This is a genomic window from Pseudomonas sp. 3A(2025), assembly GCF_054589175.1.
Window position 1 is genome coordinate 125,922 of sequence record NZ_BAAILM010000050.1, and the last position, 20,544, is coordinate 146,465.

The following is a 20,544-nucleotide window of genomic DNA, read 5'->3' on the forward strand; positions in this document are numbered from 1 at the left end:
TGCAGACCTCTATCCATATCTCGCAAAAGGGGTGGATAAAACGCGGGCGTGATGCCTACCAGAACTTCCAGGTGTAGGTCGTGATCAGGCGGTTCTCGTCAAAATCCGCGCCGAAGCGGGTCTTGACCTTGATGTTGCGCCCCTCGAAAGCCACGCCTTTGAGCGGGCCGCCTTGCACCACATACGAAACAACCAGGTTGCTCTCGCTCTCGACGTTGTCTTGCAGGCTGGCACCGCGGTCGATGTTGGTGCCGCGCATATAGCGGGTCATGAACTTCAGGCCCGGCACACCCATGCCGGCAAAGTCGTAGTCATAACGGGCCTGCCAGGAGCGCTCGCCCGGTTTGTAGAAGGCGATGGTCGACCAGTTCACCAGCGTCGGTTGCGGCGCATAGCCGTTGAATAACGGGAAGGCATCGTCGCCGCTCATGCGCTGCCAGGCGAGCGTGAAGGTGTGGCCGTTCTTTTTAAGGGCGGTCATCAGGCCCAGCGCGCGGTTGTCGAAATCACCGGAACGCTTGGCGCCTTCATCCTGGGTGTCGTAGAAGCGCACGTCGTTCTTCAGGCTGTAGCCATTGCCCAGATCGAACGTGTAGGCGGCGCCCAGGTAGTGCTGCTGGTAGATGTCTTCCAGTTGCGCAAAGTAGTACGAGACGTTCAAGGCCGGGGTGAAATCGTAGCGGCCACCGGCAAAGTTGAGCCCGTCGCTGCTCTGCGCACGGGTGTCGCCAAACAGATAAATATCCTCGCGGTTGGTCGATTCGCGGCTGGCGATTTTCCAGAAGCGCCCGGCGTTAATAGTCAGGTTCGACCATTCTTTGGACTCGATCGTGGCGCCTTCGTAGGTGGTCACCAGTTGCCGTGAGTCATCCATGAAAGCGACCGGCAGCGTGGGCCGCTGCTCGCCGATGCGCAGCTCGGTTTTCGACACCCGGATCTTCGCCGTCAGCCCTGCCCGCCCGTAATCACGCACTGGCTCGCCCTTGCTCAGGTCATAGGGCAACACGGTGTCGGGACCACGCCCGCCGCCGCCATCGAGCCGGTAAGCGTATTGCCCTGCGGCATCGAGGCCGAACTGGATCGGGCCGTCGGTGTAGCCGGACTTGAACTGCAGATCAAAGCCCTGGCTCCAGCTGCCGACCCGCGACTTGGGCGCGTTGTCCTGCTTGAAATCGCGGTCGACGTAAAAGTTGCGCAGCCCCAGCGACAAGTGACTGTCCTGCACCACATCTGCGTGCGCCTGACCGCCCAGTGTCAACGTCATCAACGCTCCCGCCACTTTAATCTGGCTAACGGTCTTCATACTTTCACCGCTTCGACACTGGCAGCGACATGTCGCTGGGTGATCAACAGCACCGACACCACCGCCAGCACACCGGGCAGGCCGAACAACAGGAAGTTTTGCGCAAACGGCAGGCTCAGGCTGAGCAGATAACCGCCCAACAACGGACCCGCCACCGCTCCGCAACGCCCGACGGCGGCAGCCATGCTGACCCCTGTGGAACGGGCATTGGCCGGGTACAGGTCGGCGGCCAGGGTGTGCACCAGCGACAGGCAACCCACCGTGGCGCCACCGGCCAGCAGCAGCAGCGCGTAAAGGGTGACCGCGTCGGGCTTGATGCCCAGCAACGAAATGGAAATGGCCGAGACCGCGAACAGCACCAGCAAGGTCGGCTTGCAGCCCCAGCGATCAGCAATCACGCCACTGGCCAACTGGCCGATCAGGGCACCCACGTTCATGACAAACAGGAACATCACGCTGGAGCCCAGCGGGTAACCGCCACTGCTCATCAGCTTGGGCAGCCAGGTGTTGAGCCCGTACACCATCAGCATGCACATGCCGAACGACAGCCACAGCATCAGCGTGGCCAGCGAACGCCCGCCTTGAAACAGCGCGACCAGCGAGGTGCCGGCGCCAGCGTTTTGCGCATCGAGCTGGTAGTGAACCTCACCGACCGGTTTGTGTGCAGGGTTGATCTTGCCCAGCACGCGGGCGACGTCGGCCTGGCGATCGCGATGCACCAGAAACGCCACCGATTCGGGCAGGGTCTTGTACAGCAGCGGCAAGGCCACGATCGACAGGCCGGCGATGTAGAACGGTGAATGCCAGCCGAACGCCGGAATCAGGTACATGCCCGCCAGTGCCGAGAGCAGGCCGCCGACCGCAAAAAAGCTCAGCATCAGGTTGATCAGGCGGTTGCGGTACGCGCCGGGCGACATTTCCTTGAGGATCGTCACCAGGTTGGGCACCACGCCGCCCAGGCCGACGCCGGTCAGAAAGCGGCACAGGCCAAAGGTGGTGGCATCGTGGGCGAAGGCATTGGCGAATGCCGCCAGGCTGAACAGCGCCACGCAAAACAGGATGATCGGGCGCCTGCCGAAACGGTCGGCGACCGTGCCGAGGGTCAAGGCGCCGACCATCATGCCGAGCATGGAACTGGAGCCCAGCATCCCGGCCTGGCCGGCGCTCAGGCTCCACTCGGTCATCAGGTGCGGCAACACCGAGCCGTAGATGACCAGGTCATAGCCATCGAACATCATTATGAAGGAGCACCAGAACACCAGAAGATAGTGAAAGCCGTTCAGTTTCGCGGAGTCGACGACGTCCACTGCATTGATACGTTGCATGGCAGTTACTCTTTGTTGTTGTAGTTGTTTTAAGAACCGCAAGGGCGCGGTCCGGGCAATCGAATGGCGGGTTACAGGCAGGAAGGCTGTGAGCGTCACGTTATGCAGCAGGTAGAAATAGATCAAATAGATAGTTTTTTGAATTAAAAATAAGAACTCTCTATTTTCATGCTTAACACCTTTATAAACACAGCTGATAAACAACCTTAAAATCTATCTATTTGATCTATTCATAGACCAATCTTATGGTGCCCTCATCCTCTAATAATGAGAGCACCTCACCATGGCTTCGGTACATTCGACCACCTACGAGCTGTTGCGCCGCCAGGGCATCGACACGGTCTTCGGCAATCCCGGCTCCAACGAACTGCCTTTTCTCAAGGACTTTCCCGAAGACTTTCGCTACATCCTGGCCCTGCAAGAGGCCGTGGTGGTCGGCATTGCCGATGGCTATGCGCAGGCCAGTCGCAAGCCTGCGTTCATCAACCTGCACTCGGCGGCCGGCACCGGCAACGCGATGGGCGCCCTGAGCAATGCCTGGAATTCGCACTCGCCGCTGATCGTCACCGCCGGCCAGCAAACACGGGCGATGATCGGCGTCGAAGCCTTGCTGACCAATGTCGACGCCACCAGCTTGCCCAGGCCATTAGTGAAATGGAGCTACGAGCCGGCCAGCGCCAGCGAGGTGCCGCATGCCATGAGCCGGGCGATTCATATGGCGAGCATGGCGCCGCGCGGGCCGGTGTATCTGTCGGTGCCCTACGACGACTGGGATCAGGATGCCGACCCGCAGTCGCACCATCTGTTCGATCGTCAGGTCAGTACCGCCGTGCGCCTGGATGACAGCGCGCTGGATCACTTGGCGCAACAGCTCAGCGAGGCCAGCAACCCGGTCATCGTGCTGGGTCCCGATGTCGATGCCGCCAATGCCAACGCCGATTGCGTGACCCTCGCCGAACGCCTCAAGGCGCCGGTGTGGGTTGCGCCGTCCGCGCCGCGCAGTCCGTTTCCGACCCGTCACCCGTGCTTTCGCGGCCTGTTGCCGGCCGGCATCGCGACGATTGCGCAATTGCTCGAAGGCCATGACCTGGTGCTGGTGCTCGGCGCGCCGGTGTTTCGTTATCACCAATACGATCCGGGCCAATACCTAAAACCCGGCACGCACCTGATCGCGGTGACCTGCGACCCGCTGGAAGCGGCCCGTGCGCCGATGGGTGATGCCATCGTCGCCGATATCGGCCTGATGGCCGCAGGCTTGGCGGCACGGGTAACAGAGCGCACGCAACCGCTGCCGAACGCCCTGCCGCTGCCGGAAACCGTCGACCAAGGTCCCGGCGCACTACGCCCGGAAACGGTGTTCGACACCCTCAATGCCCTGGCCCCGGAAAACGCCATTTACCTCAACGAGTCGACCTCGACCACCACCGTGATGTGGCAACGCCTGAACATGCGCCACGCCGGCAGCTACTACTTCTGCGCCGCCGGCGGGCTGGGTTTCTCGATGCCGGCAGCGGTCGGTGTGCAACTGGCCGAGCCTGAGCGGCAGGTGATCGCGGTGATCGGCGACGGCTCGGCCAACTACAGCATCAGCGCCTTGTGGACCGCTGTGCAGTACAGGATTCCGGCCATCTTCGTGATCATGAACAACGGCACCTACGGCGCCCTGCGCTGGTTTGCCGGCGTGCTCAAGGCCGAGAAGGTGCCGGGGCTGGATGTGCCGGGCATCGATTTCTGCGCCCTGGCCAAGGGTTACGGCATGCACGCGATCAAGGCCGGCGACCAGGCGCAACTGACCGCCGCCTTGTCAGAGGCGCTGGCGCTCAAGGCGCCGGTGCTGATCGAGGTCAGTACTTTGGGTCCACTGGATTAAGGCCGGGTCATGACTCATCAAACCCTGTTGAACGTCGAGGACTATCGCCAGCTGGCGCGCAAGCGCCTGCCGCGCATGGTGTTCGACTATCTCGAAGGCGCCGCCGAGGATGAACACGGACTGCGCCATAACCGCTCGGTGTTCCAACACTGGCGCTTCAAGCCCAGGCGCCTGGTCGATGTCAGCCAGCGCCGCCTGAACACCCAGATACTGGGCAAGCCGCAAAGCATGCCGCTGCTGATCGGCCCCACCGGCCTCAATGGCGCGCTGTGGCCCAACGGAGATCTGGCTTTGGCCAAAGCGGCCGGCAAGGCGGGCATTCCGTTCGTGCTGTCGACCGCGTCGAACCTGTCTATCGAAGACCTGGCCCGCCAGTGCGATGGCGAGCTGTGGTTTCAGCTGTATGTCATCCACCGTGAAATCGCTCAGGGCATGGTGCTCAAGGCCTTGAACGCCGGCTACACCACGCTGGTCCTGACCACCGACGTGGCGGTCAACGGCTATCGCGAACGCGACCTGCGCAACCGTTTCAAGATGCCGATGAGCTACACGCCCAAGGTCATGCTCGACGGCTGCCTGCACCCGCGCTGGTCGCTGGACCTGTTGCGCCATGGCATGCCGCAACTGGCCAACTTTGTCAGCAGCGCAACCTCCAGCCTGGAGATGCAGGCGGCGCTGATGAGCCGGCAGATGGACGCCAGCTTCGACTGGCAGGCGCTGCGGTGGCTGCGCGATTTATGGCCGCACAAATTGCTGGTCAAAGGCCTGTTGAGCGGCGAAGACGCGCAGCGTTGCATTGAGGAAGGCGCCGATGGCGTGATCCTCTCCAACCATGGCGGCCGGCAACTCGATGGCGCGATCTCGCCCATGCAAGTGCTCGCCGACACCGTGGCGCGTACCGACAAACCGGTGCTGATCGACAGCGGTTTTCGCCGGGGTTCGGACATCGTCAAGGCCCTGGCCCTTGGCGCCCAGGCGGTGCTGCTCGGCCGCGCGACACTGTATGGGCTGGCGGCGCGCGGCCAGGCCGGGGTCGACGAAGTGTTGACTCTGCTCAAGGCCGATATCGACCGCACCCTGGCGCAGATCGGCTGCCCCGACATTGCCTCGTTGTCCGCGGACTTTTTGTACGACGAAGGCCGTCCCTCACATTCAAGCGCGCCGCTGATGCGCGTTAAAGGATCTTTGGCATGAGCGATATTCTGATTACCGGCCTGCGCACCCGCGCCATCAACGTCGCGCTGTCGTACCCGGTGCATACGGCCGTCGGCACCGTGGGCACCGCGCCGCTGGTGCTGATCGACCTGACCATCGATGCCGGCGTCACCGGCCACGCGTACCTGTTCGCCTATACGCCGGTGGCGCTGAAAGCACTCAAGCAATTGCTCGACGATATGGCGCTGCTGATCATCAATCAGCCGCTGGCGCCGATCGACCTTGAAGCCATGCTGGCCAAACGTTTTTGCCTGGCCGGCTTTACCGGTCTGGTGCGCATGGCCGCCGCCGGTCTGGACATGGCCGCCTGGGATGCATTGGCCAAGGCGCACAATCTGCCGCTGGTGCGCTTGCTCGGCGCCAGCGCCCGGCCCATTCCCAGCTACGACAGCCACAGCCTGGACGGCGTGAAGCTGGCCACCGAACGCGCCGCCACCGCTGCCGAATGCGGATTCCGCGCGATCAAGACCAAGATCGGTTACCCCACGCTGGCACAGGACCTTGAAGTGGTGAGCAGCATTCGCCGCGCGGTCGGCGATGGCTTCGACATCATGGTCGACTACAACCAGAGCCTCGATGTACCGGCCGCGATCAAGCGCGGTCAGGCCTTGCAGGACCTGGGTGTGGCCTGGATCGAAGAGCCGACCCTGCAACATGACTACGCCGGTCACCAGCGTATTCAGGCGGCGCTCGATGTGCCGGTGCAGATGGGCGAGAACTGGCTGGGGCCTGAAGAGATGTTCAAGGCCCTGCAAGCCAGCGCCTGCCGGCTGGCCATGCCGGATGCGATGAAAATCGGCGGCGTCACCGGCTGGCTGCGCGCCAGCGCCCTGGCGCAGCAGTTCGGGGTGCCAATGTCGAGCCACCTGTTTCAGGAAATCAGCGCCCACCTGCTGGCAGCCACGCCGACGGCACACTGGCTGGAGCGCCTGGACCTGGCCGGCAGCGTCATCGAGCCGACCCTGGAATTCGTCGACGGCAACGCGGTGATTCCAGACCTGCCGGGTATCGGCATCATCTGGCGCGAGAAAGCCATCGAGCAGTACCTGATCTAAGATGCTGTACCCAATCGTGGGTTGGAACGCCGTCGTAGGACCGGCTTTAGCCGGGAACCGCAGCGCCACTGTTCCCGACTAAAGCGGATCGCCGCCCGGTCGGTCCTGCGAGTAGGCATCAATAAGGTCTATTTCCCGATGATCGATCTCAACCTCGTCCGGGTGTTTGTCACCCTCTACGAAACCGGCAGCGTCACCGGTGCTGCCGATCGCCTGCACGTGACCCAGCCGTCGGTCAGCTACGCGCTGTCGCGGCTGCGTGATCAATGGGGCGACCCGCTGTTCAAGCGCACCCGCGACGGCATGCAACCCACGGTGCTGGCCTCGCAGTTGTACGGCTCGTTTCGCTCATCGCTGACCGACATCGAACGCGCGCTGGCGCTGACCCGCAAGTTCGATCCGCAACAATCCACCCGGCGTTTTCGCCTGGCGCTGTCGGACCTGGGTGAAGTGTTTTTCCTGCCGCACGTGCTGCGCGGCCTGCAGGCCCAGGCACCGCTGGTGGAGCTGGAAATCATCCAGATCGAGATCGACCGCCTGGATGAATGGCTGAAGACCGGCAAGATCGACGCGGCGGTGTGCAACCGCAGCTATCTGCCGGTGCAGGCCCAATGCGAGCTGATGTTCATCGAACGCTACGTGTGCATGCTGCGCGCCGATCACCCGCGCATCGACACCACGCTGTCGATGGCGCAATTCATCAACGAGCGGCACGTGGTGGTCTCGGCCGGCACCGGCCACCACTTTGTCGAAGACCGCCTGCGCGAAGCCGGCATCCAGCGCCCCGTCAGCCTGCGCGTGCCACACTTCAGCGTGCTGCCGCAAATCATCTCGACCAGCGATTTGCTGGTCACCCTGCCCGAACGGGTCGCCACGGTGTATGCCGAAAAGAACGGCCTCAAGACCGTGGCGCTACCGTTCACCGTGCCGGAGTTCGAAGTCAGCCTGCACTGGCACGAACACAGCGGCGACAGCTCGGCGCAATTGTGGTTTTGCGCGTTTTTGCGCGAGACGATTTCGTGTTTGTAGCCAGGCGACAGCGCCGCGCTCCGTCGGGCGGCGCTCCGCCTGTAGGACCGGCTTTAGCCGGGAAGGACGCGAGACCGTGTCGGGGCCGTTCGCGGCTAAAGCCGCTCCTACAGCAGCTCCTACGACGTCTAACCCGCGTCGCATCACCCCAACGGCGAAAACCCGGCCGGCAGGTACACCACCGAGTTCATTTCCTTGAGCTGCGGCCCTGAGTTTTCCGGTGGCCAGACGCCGTCCTGCACTGCGCGGGTGCGTACGTCCAGGCGTTGCTCAAGGCTTGCGTACGGCCAGATGTGCAAATAGCGCGGCACCCGGCCGCTGGTGGCGTAGAACGCGGCATACACCTGCGAATAAGCATCGTTGGTGCGCGGCTCGACGGCCTTGCGCCAGCCGGCCAGGGTCGGCGCCAGGCCCGAGGTCACCAGGTTGTACTCGCGCAGTTCATAGAACGGCCCGTGCTTGCCCGGCGCCAGCGGTTCGAGAAACGGGAACAGCCGGTAATCGTCGATCTGCTGATCGAGCACGAACTCGCCAATACCGAAGGCATCGGGCGCCAGCAGCACCCGCTCGCGTTCGGCCTGGCGCGCATCGTTGCTGGTGAAGCCGCGCAGTACGGCGATGGTGTTTTGCGGGCCGATTTCCGAGACCCAGCAACCGGCCAGGCTGACGCCCTCGCCTGCCTCGCCCAGGGCTTTTTCCAGACGCGGTAAAGCCTGGGCCGGTGTGCGCACGCGCAGGGTGAAACGGATCAATTCATACAGGTGCATGTTTAGTCTCGATCAAGGCCGGCGTGCCACGCGGCATAGTCAACAAGGTCAGGCTGGTCACGGCACCGAACAGCAGCAACATGACCGACACCGGCCACGCCGAATGCACCATGGCGAACAGCGCGGTGGCGATCAGCGGGGCGAAACCGCCGGCAAAGATCGAGGCGATTTCATGCCCCAGCGCCAGGCCTGTGTAACGCACATGGGTGGGGAACAGCTCGGCCATCAATGCAGGCTGGGTGCCGATCATCGCGCCGTGGCTGACCGGCAGGCCGAGCACCAGTGCCAGGTACACCAGCGCCGGATCGTGGGTGTCGAACAACCAGAAAAACGGAAACGCCAGCGCCACCAGACTCAGCGAGCCGAAGGCATACACCGCGCGACGACCGATGCGGTCTGACAGCCAGCCCCAGAATAAGATGCTGAACGCTTCGAGCACCATCGCCAGCATCACGCCCATCAGCACGGTCTGCGTCGATAGCCCGGTGAATTTGGCGTAGGCCATCGAGAACGACAGGAAGATATACGCCCCGCCGTTTTCCGCCAGACGCAAGCCCATGGCTTGCAGCACGGCCTTGGGGTGTTCACGCAAGACCTGCATGACCGGCAGATGCTGCTGCGCGGCAGCCTGCTTCTGTTCGGTGAAGGCACGGCTTTCCGGCAGCCGGTGGCGAATGTACAGGCCAACGCCGAAGATCAGTACGCTGGCCAGAAACGGAATGCGCCAGCCCCAGCTCATGAAGCTGTCGTGCGGCAGCAACTGCACCAGGTAAAACGCCCCGGCCGACAGCACAAAACCGCCGCTGACGCCCAACTGGCTGAACGAGGCATAGAAGCCGGCCTTGCCCGGTGGCGCGTTCTCGCTGAGCATCAGCACCCCGCCGCCCCACTCGCCGCCGGCGGCCACGCCTTGCACCAGGCGCAACAGCACCAGCGACAACGGCGCGAGAAAACCAGCCTGTTCATAGGTGGGCAACAAGCCCATGAGGAAGGTCGCCAGGCCCATCATCGCCAGCGTGATCACCAACGCCAGCTTGCGCCCGTGCAGGTCGCCCACATGGCCGAAAATGATGCCGCCGACGGGACGCGCGACAAAACCAACGGCAAAGCCTGCAAAGGCCCCCAGCGTGCCGAGCACCGGGTCCGTGCCGGCGGGGAAAAACAACGGCCCGAACACCAGCGCGGCGGCGGTGCCGTACAGAAAGAAGTCATACCATTCCAGCGCATTGCCGATCACTGAAGCGGCCACAATGCGACGCATCGGGGGATTGCTGTGTGTGGTCATGAAAAATGCTCCGTCACAAATCCGAGTCCTGACACAAACCCTGTGGGACCGGCACAAGGCCGGTCCTGTGGCGCTATTACCAAAGCTTCCAGGTGTAGGTCGTGTAGATCCGGTTCTCCTGGATGTCATCACCGAAGTTCTGCTGCACCAGGTAGTTCTTCCACTCGACCCCAAGCCCTTTCAGCGGGCCGTTCTGCACCACGTAGCGCACCGCCAGGTCACGCTCGTTTTCGTGGCCGTCGGACAGGCCGGCACGCAGGATGTCGGTGCCCTTGATGTAGCGGGTGCTGAAGGTCAGGCCCGGCACACCCAAACCTGCAAAATCGTAGCTGTAGCCCACGCCCACCGAGCGTTCCTGCGGGCGCATGAACGGCTGGTTGGCCCAGTTGAGCAGGTAGAACTGCGGGATATAGCCGTTGGGCGTCGGGAAAATACTGTCGCCGAACATGCGCTGGTAAACCACGCTGAAGCGGTGTCCGCCCTTGGTCAGCGCCAGCCCCGTGGACAGCGCGCGGTTGTCGACTTCGCCGTTGAGCGCCTGGCCGTCTTCGCGGTTATCGAACCAGCGCACGTCGGTGCGCAGTTTGTAGCCGTTGCCCAGGTCGGCCATGTGCATCAGGCCGTAGTAGTGCTGGCGGTAGATGTCGTGCATCACGCCATAGAAGTAGCTGGCTTGCAGGTTGGGCAACAGGTTGTAGGTCGCGCCGCCAAAGTCGATGCCCTTGCTGTCGAGGTTGTCGGTCGAGCCGTATTTGTAGAATTTCTCGTGGTTGGAAGACTCACGCGTGACGGCCGACCAGAAGCGCCCGCCGGTCAGGGTCAGGTTGGGAATCTCTTTGCTCTCGATCACCGCGCCCTGGTAAATCGTGTCGAGCTGGCGGCTCGGGTCGTGCCAGGCGATCGGCAGTTCCGGGCGCATGTCGCCGATTTTCAGTTCGGTCTGCGAGTACTTCATTTTCAGCGTCGCACCGGCGCGACTGTAGTCGTCCGGAATGCCGTTGATGCGGTCATACGGCAGCGTGCCGTCGTTGCCTTCCGAATCCAGCACGTAGGCGTATTGCGCATCCAGGTCCAGGCCGAAGGCCAGCGGCGTGTCGGTGTAGCCGGAGGCGAACTGCAGGTCGAAACCCTGCGACCAGTTGCCGACCTTGCTGGTGGCCGCACCGCTTTCGGTGTAGTTGCGGTCCAGCCAGAGGTTTTTCATGTCCACTTTCAGGTGGCTGTCTTGCCAGACATCGGCGTGCGCCACGCCCATGCCCCCCATACTGAAACTCAAAAGACTGGTGATGCCGATACGACGGGTGATGGTCGAGTGCAACATGTGACGGCTCCTCTTATAGCCCCGCAGGGCTGTTTTTTTATGTGATATGAGCAGATCAACGAAACGGAACTCGGCAGGAGAATTCGCGGCCTGCTTCTGATGGCAAGGGCTCGCGAAAAAGCTGTTGTGTTTATTGAATTGAGCGGCTCGTAGGAGCGGCTTTAGCCGCGAAGGTCATCACGCAGATTGGGGGTCGTCTGCTTCCCGACTAAAGTCGGTCCTACGTCGGTCCTGCGCAGTCCTTACGGTGTCCCAAGGCGGTGGTAGGCGCGGTTGAAATACACCAGGCCTTCATCGGCGCCGCCCTGGCGGATGCTCTGGATTTCGCAGTAGAAAATGTTGTGCGAACCCACTTCATGCACCTGGGCGATGCGGCAATCGAAGTTGACCAGCGCCTCCAGCATCACCGGCGCGCCGCTTTCCAGCGTGGTCCACGCGGTGCTGGCAAAACGCTGCTCCATGCTCAGCGCCTTGTTGGCAAACGCGCCAGACAACTCTTGATGCGCGCCGGCCAGAACGTTGACGCACACGGTGCCGTTGGCCTTGAACTGCGCGTTGGAGTTGGAGGTGCGGTTCATGCACACCAGCAAGGTGGGTGGCGAGTCGGTGACGCTGCACACCGCCGAGGCGGTGAAGCCGCAGCGCCCGGCAGGGCCGTCGGTGGTGATCACTGACACGGCGCCGCCGAGCAGGGCCATGGCATTACGAAAATCGGTTACATCGACCATGGTCGTTCTCCTCAAATGTCCAGCACGAGTTTTTTGGATTTGGCCCGCGAACAGCACACCAGGATCTGGTCGTTGCCGGCTTTTTCCTCGTCGGTCAGGTACACGTCGCGGTGGTCGGGTTCGCCTTCGAGCACATCGCACAGGCAGGTGCCGCACACGCCTTGCTCGCAGGAGATTTCGATCTTGATGCCGACGCCGGCCAGCGCCTCGAGAATGCTTTGCCCCTCGGCCACCTGCACGGTCTTGCCGCTGCGTGCGGCGACCACTTCAAAGCTTTCGCCACTGGCGTCGACGTCGACCTGGAAGTATTCCTTGTGGATGTGGTCCTCGGCGTAGCCTTGCTCGCGGGCGCCCTTGATCACCCAGTCCATGAAGCCCGACGGGCCACAGGTGTACATGTGCACACCCAGCTCGCCCTGCCCCAGGACTTTCACCAGATCAAGGTTTTGCTCAGTGCCTTCGTCATCGAAATGGGTGATGACCTTGTCGGCGAACGGGGCCGCTTCAAGCTGCTCCAGAAACGCGCTGCGGCTGCGTGAACGGCCGCAATAGTGCAGCTCGAAATCTTCGCCGCGTTGTTGCAGCGCGTAGGCCATGGCGATCATCGGCGTGATACCGATGCCGCCACCGAGCAGGATCGAGCGCCGCGCACCGGCCACCAGCGGAAACAGATTGCGCGGGGTGCTGATCTGCACCGGCTGGCCTTCGAGCAGGGTGTCGTGCACGCCCACCGAACCGCCGCGCGAGGCCGGGTCACGCAGGACGCCGAGGCGATACAGGCTGACATCGGCAGGGTCGCTGCACAGCGAATACTGGCGCACCAGACCCGGGCCGATATGGATATCGACATGCGCCCCGGCTTCAAACAATGGCAAGGCGGCGCCATCGGCGCGGGTCAGGTCGAGGACCACGACACCGTCGCCCTGGACCTGGCGTTTGCTGACGATGACATTCAACAGTTGTTCATTCATGGCTGAAATTCCTTGGGTTTGGCTCAGGTGGATCAGCGCATGAACAGGCCGCCGTTCACGTCCCAGGTCGCCCCGGTGGTGAACCAGGCCTCAGGCCGCGCCAGTTGCACGATCAGGTCGCCGAGAAAATCCGCATCGCCCAGGCGCTGCACCGGGATATTGCCGATCAGCCCGGCCAGGCGCTCGGCCGGCACGGCGGCATGCACCGCCGGCGACTCGATGGGGCCTGGGGCAATGGCATTGACCGTGACCCCGCGGGCGGCGAATTCCTTGGCGAAGATCTTGGTCAGGGTCACGATCGCGCCCTTGCTCGCAGCGTAGTGCGCGCCGGTGGCGGTGCCGCCGTTCTGGCCGGCCAGTGAGGCCATGTTGACGATGCGGCCGTAGCCGGTTTCAGCCAGGTAGGCGCCGAACACCTGGCAGCCGAGAAACACGCTGCGCAGGTTGACGCTGACCACCGCGTCGAACTCTTCGGGGCTGATCTGCATCAGCGGCGTGGTCTTGGTCACCGCCGCGTTGTTGACCACCACGTGCAGGGCGCCGAAGCGCTCCAGCACCTGGGCCAGCGCCTGCTCGAAATCGGCCTTGCTCGACACATCCAGACGTACGGCCAACATCCGCTCGCCGGTGCTGTCGAGATTGCCGGCGGCGGCGATGGCCGCCTGCTCGTCGCGGTCGCTGACCACCACGTGGTAGCCGGCGTTCAGCAAGCGTGCGCAGAAACTCAGGCCAAGGCCTTGCCCTGCACCTGTCACCAATGCAACCTGGTTCATGAGCGGCCCCCTTAAAGGATGTAGCCGATGCCCGCGAGGGTATCGTCGCTGTTGATCAGGCGAATCAGCTTGCGCTGAATCTTGAAGCTGCCTTCGTTGCGCACCAGCTCGTACACAAGATCGGCGCTGTAGTGCTTGAGGCTGTCCTTGCGGAACTCGCGCACGTTTTGCGCACAGCGCACGGTGACGTTATGGCCGTCGTCGAACAGCACCCGAAAGCGTGAAATAGTGCGCACGGTGCGCGGCTGCGGGCTGGTCGAGATCGACTCGCCGCCGGTCAGGCGCTGCACGCGCAGCTTGCGCATGTGATGGTCGTCATAGGCGTAGTTGAGGGTGTTTTCAAAATCCTCTTCGCGCGGGTCGATCGGGATGATGTAGGTGCCCTTGTCGCTCCACAGGTTGAGCCAGGTGTCGAATTCGCCATGGTCGAGCATGTCGCCTTCGGCCCAGATGAACGCGGTGACTTCTTGCAGCAGTTGAATGTTCATGGGTTTCTCCGGGGTCAGGCCGACATCATCTTTTTCCATTGCTGATACGCCGCGCGCATGCCGGTTTCGGCACTCACGTCGGAGATCAGTCCGTCTTCGCTAGGTTTTTCGCCCGGCAGGCCACGGTTGAGCATGATCCACAGGTCTTCGCCGGCATTGGCGCCCTTCTGCACACGCTCCCAGGCCTCGGAATCGTCCGGGGTGCCGAAGCCCATCGGCCCCTGGAAGTGCTCGTGCAGGCGCAGGCGGTAGCGGTTGGCGGCAGCCGGACCGCCGTCCATGGTGATCACCGAGTGATGGATTTCGGTCTCGGTGACCGAGATCGGTTGCAGCACCCGGAAGAACGCCATGGAACACGCGACGTTGGGGAACAGGTTGAGGTTGAAACCGGTGCCGCCCACGGCGCGGACGATGCGGCGCACTTGGGTTTCTTCCAGGCCTTCGTCGCGCAGTTCGGCAGCCAGCGACTCGAAGCGCTCGGGGATCGCTTTGTCGAGGTCCGCCTCCAAGTCGATCAGGTCGGGGATCATCACCATCACGCTGTGGCCGTTGCCCAGGTCTTCGACGTAGCCCGGGCCTTTGACGAAGTCGAACAGCTCCAGGGTCTGTTCATCCACCGACGACAGGAAGCTCTTGTGCACCAGCGGGAAGTGGTAGGCGTCGGTGGTGTTTTCGAGCTGGATCTTCCAGTTGCCCGGAAAGCGGAAGCGATGCTCGCCCGGCACCTTGATGCCGTAGCCGGCGCCCTGCTTCATGAACAGGTCCATCCACTTTTTCGCAGGACCGAGGAAGTCCACCAGCGGCTCGATGTCGTCCTTGAAGGTGGCGAAGATCATCCCGGCGTAGCTTTCGACGCGCAGGCTGACCAGCGGCAGCTCGCCCTTGTCGATGCAGTCGGCGTAGCTTTCAGGGTGCGGAATGGCGCGCAGCGAACCGTCCAGGCCGTAGCTCCAGCCGTGGTACGGGCAGACAAAGCTGTTGGCCTTGCCCTTCTTGTGTTCGCACACGGTGGCGCCGCGATGGCGGCAGCGGTTGAGCAGTACGTGCACGGCCTTCTTGCGGTCGCGGACCACGATCACCGGCTGCTTGCCGATGTAGGTGCTCTTGTAGCTGCCCGAATCCGGGATCTCGCTTTCATGTGCGACCCACACCCAGGTGCTGTAGAAAATCTTCTGCAGTTCGGCATCGAACAGCGCAGGGTCGGTGTACATCGCGGTGTGGACGCGGTCGGCCTTGACCAGGTCGGCGGGGTCGACCGCCAGGTTCACAGCGGGAATCAGGTTAGTCACGGTGTCTCCTCGTCGGCTCTGGTGGCCGACAGCTCATGAATTCGGTGCGTAGCGTTTATTCACTGCTCATTGCGGTCGGGGACCGGCAAGGGCGCGTCGCTGTTCCAGCCACTCACGGGGCGGCCGAACAGGTTTTCAGTCTGGAAATGCGCCATGCGCCATTGCCCGTCTTCCACCGCAAAGGTCACGCTCAGCCGTGCGGCATTGAGGTGTGACGCGCCGCTGGCGAAGGTGCTGGTCTGCAACATCACCCAAGTGCCAGTGGCTGCATCACCGTCCACCTCGATCAGCTCGCTGGTGAGAAAGTGCACGTTCAGCGCAAAGTGCGCCGGTGGCTGCATGTAGCCTGCGAACATCGCGGCGATGGCCTCGCGGCCGCGATAGCCACCGAAGCTGTTGGCATAGCGCGCGCCCTTGCCTTCCCAGATCGCGTCGGTGGTGAACAACTCGGCCAGTTCATCGAGCGGGGTGTGTTCATCCAGGGCGTCGCACAGCACCATGTAGCGGTTCATGCAGGCGCGCACGGCGTGTTCGCTTTCAAAACGGCGCAGGCGTTGCTGATCGAGCGGGCTCATGGCGGCGTACTCAGGTGCGCTGAATGATCAGTTCGCGGCCCACGCGGGCCTCGACTTTGGCGTAACGCCACAGCTTGTACGGGCCGTCACCGACGGCCGTGCTGCGAAACAGGTTGCAGGCGGCGTGCACGGTTTCGATGTCCGGCACATCGGCCAGCAGGTAGGTGGTCCACGGAAAGCCGTCGGACGGGCCGACCATGCCCTGGTCGTCGTCCATGTTGCCCAGCACGTTCACGCCCGGCAGGTCATGAATACCGTTCCACATGGCGCTGAACGCGGCCCAGACGTGCAGTTGCTCTTCACGCGCGGCGTCGAAGAAGTTCTGGTTGATGCCCATGCAAAACAGCACGCGCAGGGTCTTTTTCTCGCTCATGACTCGCTCCTCGAAAAGTTACAGGTAGCCCGGCAGGGGCTGTTTGCCGAAGAACATCGCTCCGGCGTTCTGATAAGTGACGTCGCCCATGAAGGCGTGCTGGGTGACCACCTGCGCATCGTTGACGCAGCGCGCCAGGGGGCTGGTGTTGTACACACCGCTCATGCCCGAGAGCATTTGCGCGGTGCGCGCGACATCCGCCGCAATGCGCGTGGCGTGGGTCGACGACAGGCGCAGAAGGTTGGTGGCCTCGGCCGGCACCGGATCGCCGGCCAGCACGTGGTGCCAGGCACGCTCGATGGACTCGTAGAAAAACGAGCGCGCGGCGCGCAGGGCGGCTTCGGCCTTGGCCACTTCGACCTGGGCCAGCGGGCGGTCGGCCAGCGCCGGGGCGCCGGTCACCGAGATACGGCCGCTGGCCATGCCGGCCAGTTCATCCAGCGCCGCCCTGGCCACGCCGAGGCCGACCACCGACAGCACCTGGGTGGCGAACGACAGGGACGGGTAACGAAAGAACGGCTCATCGAGGTTCGGTGCACCGCCGCGCACGAAGGTCCACTCTTCAGGGACGATCACATCCTCGACCACCAAGTCATGGCTGCCAGTGCCGAGCAGGCCCACGGTGTCCCAGGTCTGCTCGATGCGCGCCTTGCTTTGCGGCATCACCGCCAGGCGCGGCAGGTCGAGTTTGTCGCCGTTTTTCGGGGCGATGCCAACGCCGATCAGGTTGGCGCCCATCGAGCCACTGGAGTACTTCCAGCGGCCATTGACCTTGAAACCGCCGTCGACCACTTCGGCTGGTTGCGGCGGGAAAATACCCCCGGCAAACACCACGTCAGGGCCGTTGGCGTAGACCTGCGCCAAGGTGTCCAGCGGCAAGGCCGCCAGGTACACAGGGCTCATGCCGAAGCTGGCGACCCAGCCGGCCGAGCCGTCGGCATGGGCGATGCGCTCGATCATTGCGCAGAACTGCGCCGGTGAGCATTCGTGGCCGCCAAAGCGTTTGGGCACCAGGGCGCGGTACACGCCGTGGGCCTTGAAGGCGTCGATCACGTCGACAGAAATATGCCGCTGGCGGTCAAATTCACCGTCGCGGGCCCGCTGGCGAATGGTCTCGAGCAAGGCTTCGAAAGCCGGGCCCGATGCCAGGTTGGCGGCGGCGTCGAAGGCCTGCGCGTTGAGTGAGTTCATGAGGTGCTCCATGATCAGGTACGGTTGCTGTACAGGCGTTGCAGCAGCAGGCCGGCAGCGGCCAGCAGCGCCTCGTCGGCGCCTTTGGCACCGATCAATTGCAGGCCCACCGGCAGGCCTTGCGGGCTGCCCAGTGGAATACTCAGGGCCGGATGGCCCGACAGGTTGAAAGGCCGCACAAAGGCGGTCATGCCCAGCACCGCGCGGGTGTCGGCGGCGTCACTGAGAAGCAGCGGAAAATCGGGCATGGTCGGCAGTGCCAGCACCTCGACAGTGGCCAGTGCGGCATCGACTTCGGCCGTGAACTGGCGACGTACACTTTCGGCTTCGGCCAGCGCGGCATCGGTGGTGTGACCGGCAGCAGCCAGGCGACCGGCGATGTCTTCGCCAACCTTGCCGGTTTGCAGAAGATGACCGCAGGCGTTGAAGGTTTCGCGGTTGATCACCACCATTCCTGCGTCGTAGGCGGCATTGAAAGAAGGCAAATCCACGCGGGTCAGTGGTTGGCCACTGGCGGCCAATGCTGTATCGATAACGTGCTGCACCGCTGCGCTGGCCGACACCTGAATCACGCCAATGCGCACCTGTACCGGCACGGCCTGTGGCTGGTAGCTCGGGTCAATGGACTGCATCGCGGTTTCGAGCATCGGCAACGAGGCCGCGAACGGGCCGACGCAATCGAGGCTGGTGTGCTCAGGCATCACGCCACGGCGGCTGACCCGGCCAAAGGTTGGCTTGAAGCCGAACACGCCGCAGCAGCAGGCCGGAATGCGCACCGAGCCGCCGGTGTCGGTGCCCAGGGTGAAATCGGCAAGGCCCGCCGCCACCGCCGCTGCCGAACCGCTCGACGAGCCGCCCGGAATGCGTTCAGGGAAGCGCGGGTTAAGCGCGGTGCCGGTGTAGTGATTGATGCCGGTGGTGCCGAAGGCCAGCTCATGCAGGCTGGTCTTGCCGATCAAGCGGCAGCCGGCGGCCAGCAGATGGTCGACCACCTCGGCATGCGCAACGGCGGCCGGTGCGTCGTCCAGGGCGCGGCTTGAAGCGCGGCTTGGAAAGCCTGCGACATCAAGGGTGTCCTTGACCATGACGCGGGGGGCCAGCACACCAGCAGAGCCACCTAGAGAAAGTTGTTCCACGACGATCGTCATCTGCGCTACCTCGTTCGAACCTGATTGCCAGCTACCTGCCGGCCTTTTTCAAACATCGCGCAAATTTACTTGAATCGTCAACTGAATTTTCAATGGAATTTTACATTCCTTTTTGGTGCGATTTTTTAGCCTTGGCACTGAAAAGGCGCAGTTTTGAAAAGCTTTAAAAACGCCAAAAACAAACTATTTATCGTTTAAAAACATTAACTTAACTTAAAATACTAAAAAACCTGTGTAAATATTCGTGGCGCGAGACTATGCTCAGCCCAGTGCAGAAATAGACAAAAAGCAGCATCAAATAATAAAAATTTCACGCCAAAAAGAGCATAAAAATGCCTTTAAAATCCTTCCCGAAAATACCCTTCAAGGCCTTTATTCCAGCGCTTCCAGCCCCGTTTGGCAGTGCCGTTTCGCTGCGCCCAAAACACCCGTTCCGCACCCGAAACCGCCCCTGCCCGACCTCGGTACGCCGCCATCGCTGGCACGCAACCTGCTATCGCTCCACCAACGCCGCCCTTTGAACAGCCTTGGGCACTCGATGCCCCTGTCGACTTCCACACACTGGAGAACGAGATGAAAAAACGACTGACCACCGCCTTGCTGTCCGGCGCCGCCGGTATGGCCCTGAGCTGGGCCACCGTGAGCCAGGCCGAGGTAACGATCGGGGTGATTACCTCCTCCAGCGGCCCGATCGCCCAGGTAGGGATTCCGCAGAAGAACAGCGTGGCGCTGATGCCGACCAAGGTGGGCGACCAGACCGTGCGTTACATCTCGCTGGACGACGGCAGCGACCCGACCGCCTCGGTCAAGGCCTTCAAGAAGCTGGTCGATGAAGAAAAGGTCGACGCAATCATCGGCCCGAGCGGCTCGCCCAACGCGATGGGCGTGATTCAGTTTGCGGCGGCCTCCGGCACGCCGATGCTGGCGCCGGTCGGTACCGCTGCGGTGGTGCTGCCGATGAACGAGCAGAAGAAATGGGTGTTCAAGACCACCCAGAATGACGACCTGATTGCCCAGGCGCTGATGCAGGACATGCTCAAGCGCGGCATCAAGACCCTGGGCTTTATCGGCACCGCCGACCCGTATGGCGAGAACTGGGCCAAGGTGATCGGCGCCCTGGCCGAGAAGAACGGCATCAAGATCGTGGCCAGCGAACGCTTCCAGCGCCAGGACACTTCGGTGACCGGGCAAGGCCTGAAAGTGCTGATGGCACGCCCGGATGCCGTGCTGGTGGCCGCCCCCGGCAGTTCGGCGGTCATGCCGCAAAGCACCCTGTACGACCAGGGCTACAAGGGCCAGATGTACCAGACCCATGGCGCGGCACTGGAGCAGTTTCTGCAACTGGGCGGCAAGAAGGTCGAAGGCACGATTCTGGCTGCCAGCCTGATGCTGGTGATCGACGAAATACCTGCCGATCACCCATCCAAGGCCCTCGCCGCCAATTACATCGACGCCTATAAAAAGGCCTACGGGCAGACGCCTGCGACCTTCGGCGCCAACGTCTACGACGCCGGCCTGCTGCTGGAAAAGGCCATCCCGGTGGCTGAGCAAAAAGCCAGACCGGGTACGCCGGAGTTCCGCGCCGCCTTGCGCGACGCACTGGAACAGACCCGCGAACTGCCCGGCACACAAGGCGTGTACACCATGAGCGCTGCCGACCACAGCGGCTTCGACGATCGCGGCCGCGAACTGATCACCGTCAAGGACGGCCGCTGGACGCTGCTCAAATAAGGGCTTTATCCCGATTGCGCGCTGGAACCCGGGAATTGCCCGGGTGGTGATCCGGGTCCCACGCGCAATAGATGTATAGCCTCATAAAACCGTGCTTCAGCCTTGCG

At 62.8% G+C, this 20,544-nt stretch carries 19 protein-coding genes; 5 read left to right on the forward strand and 14 right to left on the reverse strand.

The window, feature by feature from the left end:
- Positions 1 to 55: 55 nt before the first annotated feature.
- Positions 56 to 1,264, reverse strand: a complete 1,209-nt coding sequence (locus tag ACYP2A_RS20000; protein ID WP_459747533.1) for an OprD family porin — start codon at positions 1,262 to 1,264, stop codon at positions 56 to 58.
- Positions 1,265 to 1,299: 35 nt separating this feature from the next.
- Positions 1,300 to 2,628: an MFS transporter gene (locus ACYP2A_RS20005; RefSeq protein ID WP_459747535.1), complete on the reverse strand. Its 1,329-nt coding sequence runs from the start codon at positions 2,626 to 2,628 to the stop codon at positions 1,300 to 1,302.
- A 283-nt stretch (positions 2,629 to 2,911) separates the two neighbouring features.
- Here ACYP2A_RS20005 and mdlC point away from each other — a divergent pair, with 283 nt between their 5' ends.
- The 4 genes from mdlC (at position 2,912) to ACYP2A_RS20025 (ending at position 7,797) form a co-directional block, all read left to right on the forward strand.
- Positions 2,912 to 4,498, forward strand: coding sequence for a benzoylformate decarboxylase (mdlC, locus tag ACYP2A_RS20010; protein ID WP_459747536.1), 1,587 nt, complete (start codon positions 2,912 to 2,914; stop codon positions 4,496 to 4,498).
- A gap of 9 nt (positions 4,499 to 4,507) precedes the next feature.
- Positions 4,508 to 5,692, forward strand: coding sequence for an alpha-hydroxy-acid oxidizing protein (locus ACYP2A_RS20015; protein ID WP_459747538.1), 1,185 nt, complete (start codon positions 4,508 to 4,510; stop codon positions 5,690 to 5,692).
- Positions 5,689 to 6,768, forward strand: a complete 1,080-nt coding sequence (locus tag ACYP2A_RS20020; protein WP_459747539.1) for an enolase C-terminal domain-like protein — start codon at positions 5,689 to 5,691, stop codon at positions 6,766 to 6,768. The genes ACYP2A_RS20015 and ACYP2A_RS20020 overlap by 4 nt, the downstream gene beginning before the upstream one ends.
- A gap of 138 nt (positions 6,769 to 6,906) precedes the next feature.
- A complete protein-coding gene (locus ACYP2A_RS20025; protein WP_459747540.1) occupies positions 6,907 to 7,797 on the forward strand; it encodes a LysR family transcriptional regulator in 891 nt (296 codons plus the stop codon).
- Positions 7,798 to 7,940: 143 nt separating this feature from the next.
- On the opposite strand, the gene ACYP2A_RS20030 is transcribed toward ACYP2A_RS20025, so the two are convergent.
- The 12 genes from ACYP2A_RS20030 to ACYP2A_RS20085 form a co-directional block, all read right to left on the reverse strand.
- Positions 7,941 to 8,564 (reverse strand): NIPSNAP family protein, encoded by a 624-nt coding sequence (locus ACYP2A_RS20030; protein WP_459747542.1) that lies wholly within the window; start codon positions 8,562 to 8,564, stop codon positions 7,941 to 7,943.
- On the reverse strand, positions 8,551 to 9,849 hold the full coding sequence (locus tag ACYP2A_RS20035) for an MFS transporter (protein WP_459747543.1): 1,299 nt from the start codon (positions 9,847 to 9,849) through the stop codon (positions 8,551 to 8,553). Before ACYP2A_RS20035 ends, ACYP2A_RS20030 begins: the two co-directional genes overlap by 14 nt.
- 76 nt (positions 9,850 to 9,925) lie before the next feature.
- Positions 9,926 to 11,170 (reverse strand): OprD family outer membrane porin, encoded by a 1,245-nt coding sequence (locus tag ACYP2A_RS20040; RefSeq protein ID WP_459747545.1) that lies wholly within the window; start codon positions 11,168 to 11,170, stop codon positions 9,926 to 9,928.
- Positions 11,171 to 11,412: 242 nt separating this feature from the next.
- The gene (locus ACYP2A_RS20045; RefSeq protein ID WP_459747546.1) at positions 11,413 to 11,898 is read right to left on the reverse strand and encodes a flavin reductase; all 486 of its coding nucleotides are present in this window, start codon (positions 11,896 to 11,898) and stop codon (positions 11,413 to 11,415) included.
- A gap of 11 nt (positions 11,899 to 11,909) precedes the next feature.
- Positions 11,910 to 12,869 (reverse strand): PDR/VanB family oxidoreductase, encoded by a 960-nt coding sequence (locus ACYP2A_RS20050; RefSeq protein WP_459747548.1) that lies wholly within the window; start codon positions 12,867 to 12,869, stop codon positions 11,910 to 11,912.
- 32 nt (positions 12,870 to 12,901) lie between these two features.
- A complete protein-coding gene (locus tag ACYP2A_RS20055) occupies positions 12,902 to 13,642 on the reverse strand; it encodes an SDR family NAD(P)-dependent oxidoreductase (protein ID WP_459747549.1) in 741 nt (246 codons plus the stop codon).
- 11 nt (positions 13,643 to 13,653) lie between these two features.
- Positions 13,654 to 14,130, reverse strand: a complete 477-nt coding sequence (locus ACYP2A_RS20060; protein WP_459747550.1) for an aromatic-ring-hydroxylating dioxygenase subunit beta — start codon at positions 14,128 to 14,130, stop codon at positions 13,654 to 13,656.
- A 14-nt stretch (positions 14,131 to 14,144) separates the two neighbouring features.
- Complete coding sequence (locus ACYP2A_RS20065) at positions 14,145 to 15,419, reverse strand: aromatic ring-hydroxylating oxygenase subunit alpha (RefSeq protein WP_459747551.1); 1,275 nt, start codon at positions 15,417 to 15,419, stop codon at positions 14,145 to 14,147.
- Between the two features lie 59 nt (positions 15,420 to 15,478).
- Positions 15,479 to 15,994 carry a nuclear transport factor 2 family protein gene (locus ACYP2A_RS20070; protein WP_459747552.1) on the reverse strand — a complete coding sequence of 172 codons (516 nt, stop codon included), beginning with the start codon at positions 15,992 to 15,994 and terminating at the stop codon, positions 15,479 to 15,481.
- A gap of 10 nt (positions 15,995 to 16,004) precedes the next feature.
- A complete protein-coding gene (locus tag ACYP2A_RS20075; RefSeq protein ID WP_459747553.1) occupies positions 16,005 to 16,367 on the reverse strand; it encodes an IacB protein in 363 nt (120 codons plus the stop codon).
- An 18-nt stretch (positions 16,368 to 16,385) separates the two neighbouring features.
- Positions 16,386 to 17,558 carry an indole-3-acetate monooxygenase gene (iacA, locus tag ACYP2A_RS20080; RefSeq protein WP_459747554.1) on the reverse strand — a complete coding sequence of 391 codons (1,173 nt, stop codon included), beginning with the start codon at positions 17,556 to 17,558 and terminating at the stop codon, positions 16,386 to 16,388.
- 14 nt (positions 17,559 to 17,572) lie between these two features.
- The gene (locus ACYP2A_RS20085; RefSeq protein ID WP_459747555.1) at positions 17,573 to 18,706 is read right to left on the reverse strand and encodes an amidase; all 1,134 of its coding nucleotides are present in this window, start codon (positions 18,704 to 18,706) and stop codon (positions 17,573 to 17,575) included.
- A gap of 573 nt (positions 18,707 to 19,279) precedes the next feature.
- Between ACYP2A_RS20085 and ACYP2A_RS20090 the strand changes: the two genes are divergently transcribed.
- Entirely contained in the window at positions 19,280 to 20,437 is a 1,158-nt protein-coding gene (locus ACYP2A_RS20090) for an ABC transporter substrate-binding protein (protein ID WP_459747556.1), read from the forward strand.
- Positions 20,438 to 20,544: the final 107 nt, after the last annotated feature.